Below are 14,502 nucleotides of genomic sequence, written 5' to 3' on the forward strand. Positions count from 1 at the left end.
TTGTTGAAATGCGAGGCATTACAAAGCGTTTTCCCGGTATTATCGCAAATGACAATATCTCATTGTCCGTGAGAAAAGGGGAAATTCACGCGCTTCTAGGTGAAAACGGCGCTGGCAAATCCACATTGATGAACATCTTGTTTGGTTTGTATCAACCAGATGAAGGCGAAATCCTGATCAACGAGAAGCAAGTCAAGATTACAAGTCCGAATGTGGCAAATGAGCTGGGCATCGGCATGGTGCATCAACATTTTATGTTAGTTGAAACTTTTACAGTGACTGAGAATATTATCTTAGGAAACGAACCGAAAAACGGGTTACAGATAGATATGAAAAAAGCAATTCGGGATGTGGAGGAGCTTTCTCAAAAATACGGATTGAAAGTAGACCCGAACGCAAAAATCGAACAAATCTCTGTCGGCATGCAACAGAGAGTAGAAATTTTGAAGACGCTGTACCGCGGTGCGGAAATTCTCATTTTCGACGAGCCGACCGCTGTTCTGACCCCGCAAGAGATCAACGAACTCATCGAGATCATGCATAACCTCGTAAAAGAAGGAAAAACAATTATCCTGATTACCCACAAGCTGAAAGAGATTATGGCTGTATGTGATGCCGTTACGATTATTCGTCGCGGCAAGGTGATCGACTCGCTGGAAGTGAAACATACAAATCCGGACGAGCTGGCCGCCAAAATGGTCGGTCGTGAAGTGAACTTCAGTGTGGACAAGAAGGAAGCACAGCCGAAAGAACCGATTCTCGTCGTCGAAAACGTAGTGGCAAAAGGAAATCGCGGGGTAAATGCGCTCAACGGGATCAATCTCGAGGTGCGGGCTGGCGAAATCCTTGGTATTGCTGGAGTCGACGGCAACGGGCAAAGTGAACTCGTCGAAGCGTTGACGGGCTTGCGCAAAATCAGCGAGGGCCGTATTCTGCTCAACGGCAAAGAGATCAGCAATCATACGCCCAGGGAGATTTCGGAATCGGGCTTGTCCCATATTCCAGAAGATCGCCACAAGCGCGGTCTCGTTCTCGACTTTACGATGAGCGAGAACATGGTGCTGGAAACGTATTTTCATCCCACCTTTTGCAAAAACGGGTTTCTCGATTACGGCGCGATAGACAAGCATGCCGCGAAGTTGATCGAGGAATTTGACGTACGAACACCAAGCATTCATACGCCTGCGAGAGCGCTTTCCGGCGGGAACCAGCAAAAGGCGATTATCGCTCGCGAAGTCAATAAAGACCCGGATTTGCTGATCGCGGCACAACCGACACGCGGTTTGGACGTAGGTGCAATCGAATTTATTCATCGTCGCCTTGTCGAGCAGCGCGACAAGGGAAAGGCTGTGCTCCTGCTATCGTTGGAGTTGGATGAGATTATCAATGTATCGGATCGCATCGCGGTGATTTACGAAGGAAAAATCGTGGGAATCGTGGATGCGAAATCGACGGGTGAACAAGAGCTGGGCCTGATGATGTCGGGAGGAAAACGAAAGCAAGGAGAAGGAAACGATGAATAGAGTCATTGCCGTCTTTACCAAAGAGTCGTTTCTCGTACCTGTCATTGCCATCCTCTTCGGGTTGCTGACGGGAGCCATTGTCATGCTTGTGGGTGGATTCAATCCTATTGCTGCCTACACAGCGCTGGTCCAAAAGGTGTTTGGGAACGCGTACAATATCGGGGAGACGATTCGTCAGATTACCCCGCTGATTTTTACCGGCTTGGCTGTCGCATTTGCTTTTCGGACAGGCCTGTTCAACATCGGTGCGGAAGGCCAATTCATCATGGGCATGGTCGCAGCTACCGTTGTCGGGGTGTCGATTGAGCTGCCGGCGATTATTCACGCGCCATTGGCTGTTCTAGCCGGTGCTGTGGTCGGCGGTCTGTGGGGCTCCGTCGCTGGATATTTAAAAGCAAAGCGCGGCGTCAACGAAGTCATTACCAGCATTATGATGAACTGGATTGCGCTCTATTTGGCGAACTGGATTATGAATGCGTTTTTCGTACCAAAAGGACAGCAGCGTTCGGAGATGATCCACGACTCCGCAAGTATTTCCCTGACATTGCTGTCTCAAATGTTCGACAATGCCCGCTTGCACTGGGGCACGATGATCGCACTTTTGGCGGCCGTGTTCTTTTACATCATCATGTGGAAGACGAAGACCGGATACGAGCTGCGAGCTGTCGGATTTAACCCGCATGCCTCGGAATACGCGGGCATGAACGTAAGCCGAAATGTCGTCAAAGCGATGTTTATCAGCGGACTGTTCGCGGGAATCGGCGGAGCCTGCGAAATTCTCGGCGTGTTCCACTACCAGGCGATTTTGACCTCACAGCCTGGATACGGGTTTGACGGTATCGCCGTTGCCCTGATTGGCGGAAATACTCCGGTTGGCGTAGTGCTGGCCGCGATCCTGTTCGGGATGCTCACCTTTGGCGGTGCCGGAATCCAGTTTAGCGCTGGAGTGCCCGTCGAACTGATTAGCGTAGTGATCGCCTCCGTCATTTTCTTCGTCGCTGCGCATGGTATCGTAAAGATCTTTTTGAAGCCGATTTTGAAGAAAAAGGAAGGTGGAAAGTGATGGGCTTTGTAGACATTTTCAGCAGTCTTGTTCATAATACCATCGTGTTTTCCACTGCCTTGATTTTTGCCGCCTTGGGCGGACTGTACTCCGAGCGCTCCGGCGTGATCAATATCGCATTGGAGGGAATGATGATCATCGGTGCCTTTACGGGTGCTGTGATGACGTTCTACTTCCAGGAGTCAGCCACCAGCCTGGCGCCGTGGATTGGCTTTATCGCTGCAGCGATCGCAGGAGCAATCTTCGCCCTGCCGCACGCAGTCGCATCTGTCACCTTCAAGGCAGACCAGACTGTGAGCGGGGTTGCACTCAACTTTTTGGCTGCAGGTCTGGCCGTCTATTTGACAAAAGTCATCTTTAACGGTGCCGGACAGACGACTACGCTGAGCAGCGTTTTCGGCAAGTGGGAAATCCCGCTTCTCGGCGATATTCCGTATATCGGATACGCGTTGTTTACTGCTTATCCGACCAGCTTCATCGCATTTTTGCTCGTGCTTTTGACCTGGTTTTTGCTGTTCAAGACCTCGTTTGGCCTGCGGCTGCGCTCCGTTGGTGAGCACCCGCGCGCTGCTGATACAGTCGGGATCAATGTCAAAAGAATGCGCTACACCGCCGTGATGATCAGCGGTGCGTTGGCTGCCATGGGCGGAGCTACGATTGCTCTGACCACGACGAGCAACTTCTCGCACAACACGATCTCCGGGCAAGGCTTTATCGCGATTGCCGCCTTGATTTTTGGGAAATGGCATCCAGCCGGAGCGATGGCAGCAGCGTTGTTCTTCGGCGTAGCGCAAGCGCTCAAAGGTTTGGTCCAAGTGTACGGATTGACCCAGTATGTACCGACGGAGTTTATCTTCATGCTTCCGTACGTCTTGACGATTTTGGTGATTGCAGGCTTTGTCGGCCGTTCCAGTGCACCTGCTGCTCTGGGCAAGCCGTATGAAACCGGCTCTCGCTAAAACGGCAAGAATGGTGCAAAATGGGGCATGCTAGAAAGAGCAATCCCTTTTTCAGGGAAAGGAGGCTCTTTCGATGTGGACATGTCCCTATTGCGGAGGAACGAACGGTATTCCGTTCCACGATGAACAGTTGGATGGTGTACTTTGTCTGGAGGCGGACTGTGGCCGCTTTGTCGACAACGAAGAACTGTACACGGATGCGATCCGTCAGTGGGACGACACTGATTTTTAATACGTATTGCGTGAAAAAAAGGGGCGGATAACGCTCCTTTTTTGCTTGTTGCCCTGTCCATTGGTTACAATAGGAGAGTAAGCAGAAGAGAAGGGAGAATGGAGCATGAGCACCCAACCTGGCGAGATTTCGTTTCAAAGCAACCAGATGAACGGGATAAATGTACATATTTTGCCAACCTCCAAGTTTAAAACGACGACGATCGTGACGATGATCGAGCAACCACTCTCCGAAGAGACGGTCACGAAGGCAGCACTGCTGGCCATGGTGATGAAGCGGGGGACAGCCCGGTTTCCGGAGACGAAAAAGCTGCGGGAGCATCTCGATTTTCTGTACGGCGCCATCTTTGATGTCGACGTGACGAAAAAAGGGGAGCGGCAGATTCTGCAAATCTATATGGAAGTTCCCAACGAAAAATACTTGTCCGAGAATACGCCGCTTTTGGAGCAGGCAATCCAGTTTGTCGGCGATATGCTGGTTCGCCCGTGCGTGGAAAACGGCTCCTTTTTGCCAAAATACGTCAACCAGGAAAAGGAGACATTGCGCAAGCGGATCGAGAGCTTGATCGATGACAAGATGAAGTACGCCAACCAGCGCGTTACCGAAGAAATGTGCAAGGGAGAGCCGTTCGCATTGCTCGCCCAGGGCAGACGCGAGGATTTGCCGGGAATTACTGGGGAGGATCTGTATCAGTACTTCCAGCAGATCACCACGTCCAACCCGATCAACATGTTTGTCGTAGGCGACGTCGAGGTCGAGCAAGTACGTGAGGCGATCACCAAGCACATCCCGTTGCCGGAGGGTCAGCGTGCGCGTATCCCGGTGACCGATCCGCGCAAGCAGGTGGAGAAGGAACGCGAAGTGATCGAGCGACTCGATGTCAGTCAGGCGAAGCTGAATATCGGCTGCCGTACGCAACTCAGCTACAAGGACGACGAGTATCCGGCTCTTTTGATGTACAACGGAATTCTCGGCGGCTTTCCGCACTCCAAGCTGTTTGTCAATGTGCGGGAGAAGGCCAGCCTCGCATACTATGCAGTATCGCGCCTGGAGAGCCACAAAGGGATTATGATGATCATGTCTGGTATCGACGTCAACAACTACAACCAGGCAGTGGAGATTATCAAGCAGCAGATGGAGGCGATGCGGCAGGGCCAGATCAGCGAAGAAGAATTCAGCCAAACCCGCGCAACCTTGACCAACCAGTACCGCGAACTGCTGGACAGCGCCCGGATGATGATCGAGTTTACGTACAACGGATTGGTGAGCGGACGCACGCGCAAGCTGGAAGAGCTGCTTGAGGCGATTCAAACTGTGACGGTCGAAGAGATTACCAAAGTGGCAGAGAAGGTCAAAATGGACACGATCTACTTGCTGCGGGATCAGAAAGGAGAGGCGTAAGCATGCAGACGACTTATTTTGAGCAGGTAAACGAAACCGTCTACCACGAAGTGCTCGCGAACGGATTGAAGGTATATCTCGTGCCCAAACAGGGCTTTAGCAAGACTTACGCGGTGTTTACGACGCGCTACGGGTCGATCGACAGCCACTTCCGTACAAAAAGCGGCGAGACGATCCACGTGCCGGACGGGATTGCGCATTTCCTCGAGCACAAGATGTTCGAGAAAAAAGACCGCGATGTCATGCATGAGTTCAGCAAAAACGGCGCCTCCTGCAATGCTTTTACCAGCTTCAACCGGACGGCGTACCTGTTTTCCTGCACGGACAACCTGGACAGCAACCTGAACCTGTTGCTCGATTACGTCCAGGAGCCGTATTTTACCGACGCCAGCGTGGAGAAGGAAAAGGGGATTATCGGACAGGAAATTACGATGTACGACGACAATCCGGACTGGAAAGTGTACATGAACCTGTTGAAGGCGATGTACCAGGAATACCCGATCAAGATCGAGATTGCCGGCACGATCGAGAGCATTTCGAAGATCACCAAGGAGTACCTGTACCAGTGTTACGAGACGTTTTACCATCCGGCCAACATGCTGCTTTTGGTCGTTGGCTCGTTCGAACCGGAAAGCGTGATGAAGCTGATCCGCGAAAATCAGGGGGCCAAGGAGTTCTCGCCCGCACCTCAAATTTCCCGGCTGTTTCCTGAGGAGCCGCCTGCTGTTGCCCGACAAGCGATCGAGATCAATCTCGCTGTCGGTTTGCCAAAGTGCCTGATCGGGATCAAGGAGCGGGACAACGGATTAAGCGGGCAGGAGTTGCTGAAACGCGATCTGACGACGAAGCTGTTGCTGGACATCGTCTTTGGCAGCAGTTCGGAGCTGTACGAAAAGCTGTACGACAGTGAATTGATCACGGAAACTTTCGATTATGACTACAGTTGCGAGCAGGATTACGCCTACTCGATTTTCGGCGGCGACACACCAGATCCGGAAAAGCTGGTCGATACAATCAGACAGGAGCTGGAAGCCTACAAACAAAGAGGTGTCGATCAGGCTGATTTCGAGCGGGCGAAGCGGAAAAAGATCGGCCAGTTCATGCGCGGGCTAAACTCTGTCGAATTTATCGCCAACCAGTTTACCAATTACAAGTTTAACGGGAACGACTTGTTCAACGTAGTGCCGACGCTGGAATCGATCACGCGCGAAGACGTGGAACAACGCATGAACGAGCACTTCCAGCTCGATCAGATGGCGGTTTCCATCGTCCGTTCGGCGCCGCAGCAGGAGCAAACAAAAGCGTGATGAGCCAGCAAGCACCATGGGCGTTTATCACAGGAGCTTCCGGGACGATTGGGCAGGCGATCAGCATTTGCCTCGCCCAATCGGGAGTTCCGCTCTATTTGCACTACAATCAGTCACCTGAAAAGCTGGAGCCTGTGCTGCAGCTCTGCAGTCAACTGGGTGTTCCCGTCCAGCCGCTGCAAGCCGATCTGCGCGATCCGCAACAAATTGCGGCAATGTTCAGGAACATGCCCATTCCGCCGCTGCTCGTGGTGAACAACGCCTCCGTCGATCATGTCGGCCTGTTTACGGACGCTTCCCTCGAGCTGTTCGACGAGATGATCGCGATCAATGTGCGCGCTGCATTCCTCGTCTGCCAACTGGCAGTACCGGCGATGCTGCGGGAGCGGTACGGTCGCATCGTCAACATTTCCTCGATCTGGGGGCTTACGGGTGGCTCCTGCGAAGTGCTGTACTCGCTGAGCAAAGGGGCGATCAACTCGTTTACGAAAGCGCTGGCCAAGGAGCTGGCCCCAAACGGAATTACGGTAAATGCAGTCGCACCCGGGGCGATTTCCGGCGGCATGATGGACAAGTTTACGCCGGATGAGCTGGAGGCGATAGCCGCAGACATTCCGATGAATCGCTTGGGAACGCCAGGCGAAGCCGCATCTGTCGTCCGCTTTTTGATGTCGCGAGAGGCCAGCTATGTGACGGGACAGATCATCAGTCCGAATGGCGGATGGTATGCCTAAAGAAAGTTGCGCAATGAATAGAAAAGGCGCGAAATAGGAATCCTATCCTTGTGTGACAATATATGTCCACAACATTCAGAGGGAGGGAATTTCAGCATGTCGATTCTTGACAATTTTCGCGACTGGAAAGAATTTCTGGGCGACCGCGTAGAGCAGGCGAAACAGGCTGGCATGGAAAGCGAGACCCTGCAGAACATGGCGTACCAAATTGGCGACTACTTGGCGGGACAGGTGGACCCGAAAAATGATCAGGAGCGTCTGCTCAAGCAACTGTGGGATGCCGGCGATACCGAGCAGCAAAAAGCGCTTGCGTCTATGATGGTGAAACTCGTCCAAAACCCAAACGACGTAAACCGTGGAAATTAGTCAATAAAATCCCCTGCATTGGGGATTTTTCCTTTTCTCGATTGTCGAATGTTAGGAAAATGATATACTACATAAGAAGGCAATTTTTTCGCGGAGAGGAATGCTTATGGAAGCCCAAAAAGAATGGTACATGGAATACGAAATTTCACGAAACCGTCCCGGCCTGCTAGGGGATGTCTCATCCATCCTGGGGATGTTAAACATAAACATCATAACGATTAACGGCGTCGACACGATGCGACGCGGCATGCTTCTTTTGACAGATGATGATGAAAAAATAGAGGTTTTGCGTAATGTTGTACAGAAAATGGACAACATAACCATTACCAGGTTGCGCCCTCCGACGATGCTGGATCGTTTGGCTGTTCGACATGGACGCTATATTGAGCGGGACAGCGAGGACAAGAAGACATTCCGCTTCGTGCGTGACGAATTGGGTCTTTTGGTCGATTTTATGGCTGAAATTTTAAAAAAGGAAGGTCACCAACTGATCGGAATTCGCGGCATGCCGCGGGTCGGGAAAACGGAGTCGATGATTGCTGCCAGCGTTTCGGCAAACAAGCGCTGGACGTTTATTTCTTCTACTCTTTTGCGCCAGACGATCCGCAGTTCGCTCGCCATTGATGAACTGTCAACCGATCATGTATATTTGATTGATGGCATCGTCTCCACGCTTCGCTCCACAGAAAAGCATTATACCTTGCTTCGGGAGATTATGAACTTCCCGGCCGCGAAAATTATCGAGCACCCAGACATTTTCGCCAGGGAGTCTGAGTATGAGATGTCTGATTTTCACTATATTATCGAGTTGCGCCACCATCCAGATGAAGAGATCACCTACGAGTTGATCAACAATCGGGGCTTTGATAACTTTGAGATGAACTAAGGAGGGGGAGCAGTGTCTGAGCTAGGTCAAGTACTCCAAAGAGCCCGTGAAGAAAAAGGGGTTACGCTCGACGACATCCAAAGGATCACAAAAATACAACGTAGGTATTTGGAAGCAATTGAGAGGGGGCACTTTCATGTGCTTCCCGGTCACTTTTACGCACGCGCCTTTATCAAAAGCTACGCTGAGGCAGTCGGACTAGATCCACAGCACCTGATGAGCCATTTTCAATCGGATCTGCCCGCGCAACCGCCGGTGGAACAGGCAGAGCGGCTGCGCAGGAGGCGCGTCAGCTCTTCCAGCAATCCGCTGCGGGCTAGCAAATGGATTGCCAAAGCTGTACTTGTCCTGTTCATAGCCCTGATTATCGGGGTTACATACGTGGCCATCGTCAACAACCTCGGCGGGACGTCTACACAGCAGCCGATTCCAAGTGATAATGTGCCACCCGGAGCGGGAGTCGTATCACCCGGGCAAGGGGCTGGTGTTTCCCCGATCTCCCAGCAGCCGGAAGCGCCAACGCCACCGGCCACGCAGCCGACCACTCCTGACAATGCGCCAGCGACACCGCAAGTTGCGGTTACGTTCCAATCGCAACAGGGCAATTTGTACCAGTATACGTTGACAGGAGGTGAGACGATCTCCGTCAAGCTGAAGGGAACGGCAGATCGAAGCTGGTTTGGCGTCGGCGAGGCAAAAGGGAAATACGTGGAGCAAGGCGAGTTGAAATCGGGTGAGGAGAAAAATGTCGAACTGGGCAAATCTGCCTACATCCGTCTGGGTAAGCCAATGAACGTAGAACTAACCGTGAATGGCGTCGTTGTCGATACGTCCAAAGTGGTCTCCATGCCGTCCGACGTTGTCATCGCTGTTCAAGAAAACACCGCCCAATAGGCAAGCTGCAGGCTTGCCTATTTTCCATTTGCTCGGGTTTTGTCTGTCTTCCCTGTACCCGGCTGTACATTTCCCGGCGCCAACTTTTTTGACACGTTCTTTGCGCTATATTATACTGAATAGGTGTAATATGGGCAGGTGTGATCAATTGGAGGAAAACAGATGGCAGAGAAGGTAGGCACGCGAGAAAAAGTTGCGATTGTAACATTGGGCTGTGAAAAAAATCTTGTCGATTCGGACATGATGGCCCATCTGATAGATGAAAAAGGATACGAGCTCGTTGAAAATCCGGAAGAGGCAACAGTCGTCATCGTCAATACATGCGGTTTTATTGACGCGGCGAAAGAAGAATCCGTCAACAAGATTCTCGATATGGCGGAGCTGAAGGAAGCCGGAAGATTAAAATCGCTTGTCGTGGCAGGCTGCCTCACCCAGCGGTATAAAGAAGATATCCTGAGTGAGATTCCCGAAGTGGACGGCATTGTCGGAACAGGCGACTTTATGTCGATCACCCAGATCATTGAGGAGTCTCTGATTGGAAAACGGCCTGTCTACATCGGAAACCCGGTGTTCACCTATGAAGAAGTGGTCAAGCGTCGGGTCAAAGCCGGTACGTATTCCGCCTACATCAAGATCGCGGAAGGATGCGACAATGCCTGCACGTTTTGCAGTATCCCGCTCATGCGTGGCAATTTCCGCAGCCGCACAATCGAATCCATTGTGGAAGAAGCCCGGCACCTCGCCGCACAGGGCGTCGTGGAAATCAGCCTGATCGCTCAGGACTCGACCAACTACGGGACCGATATTTACGATGGGAAACACATGCTCCCGGCTTTGTTGGACAGCTTGGCAGAGGTGGAAGAAATCAAGTGGATTCGCCTTCACTACGCATACCCCGGTTTCTTTACTGACGAACTGATCCAGACGTTCGCCAGCAATCCAAAAGTCTGCAAGTACATCGATATGCCCCTGCAACACTCGGAGGATCACATCTTGAAGAGAATGCGCCGTCCAGGACGGCAGACGGACATTCGCGAGCTAGTTGCAAAAATTCGCGTTCAGGTTCCCGATGTCGCGCTGCGCACTTCCCTGATCGTCGGTTTCCCTGGCGAGACGGAGGAAGATTTCTCCCGACTCTGCGAATTTGTCGAGGACATACAATTTGATCGTTTGGGTGTATTCACGTATTCCAACGAAGAGGACACCCCGGCTTCCAGGCTCCCGGACCATGTGGATGAGGACACCAAAGAGCGCAGAGCCAATCAGTTGATGGAGGTTCAACGTGAGATCGCAGCCAAGCGAAATGGCCGCTTTGTCGGTCAGGTGCTGGATGTGCTGATTGAACGGTATGAAGGGCGCAACGACATTTACGTTGGACGGACTCAGTACGACGCTCCTGAAATCGATGGCGAAGTATTCGTCACCGGATTTGCAGGAGAACTGGGTTCCATCGTCAAAGTGCGGATTACACACTCCTATGAATACGATTTGGCCGGGGAGGTAGTATAGGTGAATCTCGCCAACCGCATCACCCTCGCCAGAATTTTTCTGGTGCCGGTGCTCATGTTCTTCCTGCTGGTGCGTTATAACATCGGGACTTTCACCATTGGTACCCTGACGATGACGTATAACGAGTTGATTGCGGCATTGGTTTTTATCCTGGCAGCCAGTACAGATGGACTGGATGGTTACGTCGCGCGCAAACGCAAAATCGTAACCAATCTCGGGAAGTTTCTCGATCCGCTTGCCGACAAGCTGCTTATTTCTGCTGCCCTGATTTCACTGGTGGAAATGCAGCGTCTGGAGGCGTGGATTGCGATAGTGATCATCAGCCGCGAGTTTGCCGTGACCGGATTGCGTCTGGTTGCCGCAGCAGAAGGACAGGTAATTGCAGCCAGTGCTTTGGGCAAGATAAAGACGTGGGTGCAAATCGTGGCGATCACGGCTGTAATGATCCGCAACTTCCCCTTTGCGTTTTTCGGAATACCATTTGACCAAGTAGCGATTTGGGCGATGGTCATTATCACGATTTACTCGGGGTATGACTACTTTTCGAAGAATCGCAATGTTATCCAATACTCGTGATGCGGGTATTGGACTCTTTTTTCCACAAGACTCTTTTCCCCGAAGGTTGTTTGGTGATAGACTGTCTGACTAGGGGCTTTTCTACTCACAAAGAGAATGGATGAGGGATATGAGAGCGGAGATAATCGCGGTGGGAACTGAACTGTTGCTGGGTCAGATTGCGAATACGAACGCCCAGTACCTGTCACAAAAGCTCGCGGAGATCGGCGTAGGGGTTTACTTTCACACAGTAGTGGGAGACAATACGGCAAGACTTCTGCAGACGATCCAACTGGCTGCTGAAAGATCCGAACTGATCATTTTTACCGGAGGGCTCGGTCCGACGCAGGACGATCTGACGAAGGAGACAGTCGCTTCCCACATCGGCGTTGGCCTGGAGACGAATCAGGCAGCACTGGCATACATCCAGTCTTTTTTTGACCAGCGCAAAATGACGATGACGGAAAACAATCGCAAGCAAGCACTTGTCATCGAAGGCAGCCATGTGTTCCCCAACGACTTCGGGATGGCGCCGGGAATGGCAATCAAGGATTCGGGAAGTACATACGTCTTGTTGCCGGGACCGCCCAGCGAACTGTATCCGATGGTGGAAAAGTACGTGATGCCCTACCTGACAGACCTTTTGCCGGAGAAGCAGGTGTTTCATTCCCGTGTTTTGCGTTTTTACGGGATCGGTGAATCTGCCCTGGAAGAGCGTCTGATCGATCTGATTGAGAAGCAGGACAACCCCACGCTCGCTCCGTACGCCAAAGAATTTGAGGTAACGCTGCGAATTACCGCACGAGCGCAGTCCGTGGAACAGGCAGAAAGGCTGATCTTGCCAGTCGAGCAAGAGATCCGCAACCGGCTTGGCCAGTATGTGTATGCGACCGGGGAGACATCGCTGCATGAAGTGCTGGTCGAAGAGCTGAGACGCCGAAACGAAACAATCGCTTGTGCGGAAAGCTGCACAGGGGGAACGATCGCTTCCCTGATCACTTCGGTTCCAGGCAGTTCGCAGGCCTACCATGGGGGGATCGTCTGCTACACCAACGAGGTCAAACAGCGCTTTCTCGACGTGCCCGAAGCCGTACTGGAGGCAGACGGTGCGGTGAGCGAGAAGACGGCAGCGCTTTTGGCTGAAAACGTAAGAGAAAAATTTCAAACGACATACGGCCTGGCAGTAACCGGAGTCGCCGGACCCGACTCGGTGGAGGGCAAACCTGTTGGTCTCGTGTATGTCGCTGTGGCCGCAGCGGGCAAGCCTACTGTGGTAAAAGAACTGCGCCTGGCCGGCAAGAGACGGGCGATTGTGGGCCGAGCTGCCAAATACGCGCTATTTTACGCGCTGCAAATGCAAAAAGAAAGGTGACGTATTCATGACGATTTTTGCTGATTTTCCTTTACATAAATCTATCCTGCAAGCCATTCACGACATGGGCTTTGAGGAGCCATCGCCGATTCAGGCTGCTTGTATTCCAAAAGTATTGGAAGGCGGGGACCTGATTGGCCAGGCACAAACCGGGACAGGGAAAACGGCCGCATTCGGAATTCCGCTCATCCACAAGGTGACGCCGGCAAATCGCGTACAAGCCATCATCCTGACGCCGACGCGGGAGTTGGCGATCCAGGTGGCTGGCGAACTGCTGCGAATTTCCAAGTACAACAAAGTACGCACGTTGCCCATTTACGGTGGTCAGTCGATCGGGCATCAAATTCGCGCCCTGCGTCAAGGTGTGCAAGTCGTAGTCGGTACACCCGGCCGCGTACTTGACCACTTGCGCCGCAAGACATTGAAGCTGGATCACGTTCACACCCTCGTACTCGACGAGGCAGACGAAATGCTCGACATGGGCTTCATCGACGACATTGAAACAATCATCAACCACATGCCGGAAGAACGCCAAACTCTGCTGTTCTCCGCGACCATGCCGCCGGAGATCAAGCGACTGGCTACCCGATACATGAAACAGCCGCAGACGATTGCCGTCAGCCGCGAAGAAGTGACGGCACCGCTGATCGAGCAAGTGTACTACAAGGTGTTTGACCGCAATAAAGTCGAAAGCCTCTGCCGCATCCTCGACAGTGAAGACGTGGAGCTGGGTATCATTTTCTGCCGCACCAAACGCGGTGTCGATGAGCTGAGCGAAGTGTTGCAGGCGCGCGGGTACTTGGCGGACGGACTGCACGGCGATCTTTCCCAGGCGCAGCGCGACAAGGTGATGAATGCGTTCCGCGAAGGCTCGATCGAGTTTTTGATCGCGACCGACGTAGCGGCGCGCGGTATTGACGTGGGCAACGTCTCTCACGTTATCAACTACGACATCCCGCAGGATTCGGAAAGCTACGTGCACCGCATCGGCCGTACCGGGCGCGCAGGACGCAAAGGAATCGCGATGACACTGGTTACGCCGCGGGAAGTCAGACAGATGATGTTCATCCAGAAGCAGACCAAGGCACAGGTCATTCCACGCAATGTCCCGTCCCTGGAAGAAGTGGCAGAGCGCAAGCAGGAGCAACTGCGCGAACAGCTCATCAGCCTGCTGGAAAGCGACGGGATCGCGGAAATGTACCGCAAAGTGGCCCAGTCGCTGGCAGAGCAGTATCCGGCTGAGAACGTCGCTGCCGCAGCCCTGCACCTCGCATTCCACAGCGAAGCGGGAGCGGAGAAAGAGCCGGAAGCGTACAACTTCGGCGAGACGGGTGCAGCCAAGGGCATGGTGCGATTCTTCCTCAACGTGGGTCGCAATGTAAACATGAAACCGCAAGACTTGGTTCGCGAAATTTCCGAGTCTGTAGGCATCCCGGGCAAAGCAGTCGGACGTATCGACATTTTCGAGAACTTCACGTTTGTTGAAGTGCCGGAAGAAGTCGCTCCGTTCGTCTACGAGTCGCTGCGCCAGACGAGAATCAACGGAAAGAGAATCAATCTGGAGCCGGCCAAGCCGCGCGGAGCCAAACGCTCCTAGTCCAGATTTCGGACAGCCGCTTTTCATGCGAGGGCCTGAAAAGCGGCTGTTTTTATATGCGAATATTTGTTCGCAAAAAATACTTGGCAAATGCTTCTGTCTCG

14 protein-coding genes are annotated in these 14,502 nt (G+C 52.6%); all 14 read left to right on the forward strand.

What is annotated here, in order from left to right; genetic code table 11:
• Positions 1–8 precede the first annotated feature (8 nt).
• The 14 genes from ACAF76_RS09020 to ACAF76_RS09085 all read left to right on the forward strand — a co-directional run bounded on the left by ACAF76_RS09020 (position 9) and on the right by ACAF76_RS09085 (position 14,398).
• Positions 9–1,523, forward strand: coding sequence for an ABC transporter ATP-binding protein (locus ACAF76_RS09020; protein WP_400163065.1), 1,515 nt, complete (start codon positions 9–11; stop codon positions 1,521–1,523).
• On the forward strand, positions 1,516–2,586 hold the full coding sequence (locus ACAF76_RS09025; protein ID WP_400163040.1) for an ABC transporter permease: 1,071 nt from the start codon (positions 1,516–1,518) through the stop codon (positions 2,584–2,586). The genes ACAF76_RS09020 and ACAF76_RS09025 overlap by 8 nt, the downstream gene beginning before the upstream one ends.
• Positions 2,586–3,545, forward strand: a complete 960-nt coding sequence (locus ACAF76_RS09030) for an ABC transporter permease (RefSeq protein ID WP_400163041.1) — start codon at positions 2,586–2,588, stop codon at positions 3,543–3,545. Before ACAF76_RS09025 ends, ACAF76_RS09030 begins: the two co-directional genes overlap by 1 nt.
• A 73-nt stretch (positions 3,546–3,618) precedes the next feature.
• The gene (locus ACAF76_RS09035; protein WP_400163042.1) at positions 3,619–3,777 is read left to right on the forward strand and encodes a hypothetical protein; all 159 of its coding nucleotides are present in this window, start codon (positions 3,619–3,621) and stop codon (positions 3,775–3,777) included.
• Positions 3,778–3,882: 105 nt separating this feature from the next.
• The gene (yfmF, locus tag ACAF76_RS09040) at positions 3,883–5,178 is read left to right on the forward strand and encodes an EF-P 5-aminopentanol modification-associated protein YfmF (protein WP_400163043.1); all 1,296 of its coding nucleotides are present in this window, start codon (positions 3,883–3,885) and stop codon (positions 5,176–5,178) included.
• Positions 5,179–5,180: 2 nt separating this feature from the next.
• On the forward strand, positions 5,181–6,485 hold the full coding sequence (yfmH, locus tag ACAF76_RS09045) for an EF-P 5-aminopentanol modification-associated protein YfmH (protein WP_400163044.1): 1,305 nt from the start codon (positions 5,181–5,183) through the stop codon (positions 6,483–6,485).
• Positions 6,485–7,219, forward strand: a complete 735-nt coding sequence (ymfI, locus tag ACAF76_RS09050) for an elongation factor P 5-aminopentanone reductase (RefSeq protein ID WP_400163045.1) — start codon at positions 6,485–6,487, stop codon at positions 7,217–7,219. The genes yfmH and ymfI overlap by 1 nt, the downstream gene beginning before the upstream one ends.
• Positions 7,220–7,315: 96 nt before the next feature.
• Positions 7,316–7,585 carry a DUF3243 domain-containing protein gene (locus tag ACAF76_RS09055; protein ID WP_400163046.1) on the forward strand — a complete coding sequence of 90 codons (270 nt, stop codon included), beginning with the start codon at positions 7,316–7,318 and terminating at the stop codon, positions 7,583–7,585.
• A 106-nt stretch (positions 7,586–7,691) separates the two neighbouring features.
• On the forward strand, positions 7,692–8,471 hold the full coding sequence (locus ACAF76_RS09060) for a DUF3388 domain-containing protein (protein WP_400163048.1): 780 nt from the start codon (positions 7,692–7,694) through the stop codon (positions 8,469–8,471).
• Positions 8,472–8,483: 12 nt separating this feature from the next.
• Positions 8,484–9,365: a helix-turn-helix domain-containing protein gene (locus ACAF76_RS09065; RefSeq protein WP_400163049.1), complete on the forward strand. Its 882-nt coding sequence runs from the start codon at positions 8,484–8,486 to the stop codon at positions 9,363–9,365.
• A gap of 162 nt (positions 9,366–9,527) precedes the next feature.
• Entirely contained in the window at positions 9,528–10,874 is a 1,347-nt protein-coding gene (gene rimO / locus ACAF76_RS09070) for a 30S ribosomal protein S12 methylthiotransferase RimO (protein ID WP_400163050.1), read from the forward strand.
• Entirely contained in the window at positions 10,875–11,450 is a 576-nt protein-coding gene (gene pgsA, locus ACAF76_RS09075) for a CDP-diacylglycerol--glycerol-3-phosphate 3-phosphatidyltransferase (RefSeq protein ID WP_400163051.1), read from the forward strand.
• Between the two features lie 109 nt (positions 11,451–11,559).
• Positions 11,560–12,801, forward strand: a complete 1,242-nt coding sequence (locus ACAF76_RS09080; protein WP_400163052.1) for a competence/damage-inducible protein A — start codon at positions 11,560–11,562, stop codon at positions 12,799–12,801.
• 7 nt (positions 12,802–12,808) lie between these two features.
• On the forward strand, positions 12,809–14,398 hold the full coding sequence (locus ACAF76_RS09085) for a DEAD/DEAH box helicase (RefSeq protein WP_400163053.1): 1,590 nt from the start codon (positions 12,809–12,811) through the stop codon (positions 14,396–14,398).
• Positions 14,399–14,502 lie beyond the last annotated feature (104 nt).

The sequence above is a fragment of the Brevibacillus sp. TJ4 genome, from assembly GCF_044627595.2.
GTDB lineage: Bacteria > Bacillota > Bacilli > Brevibacillales > Brevibacillaceae > Brevibacillus.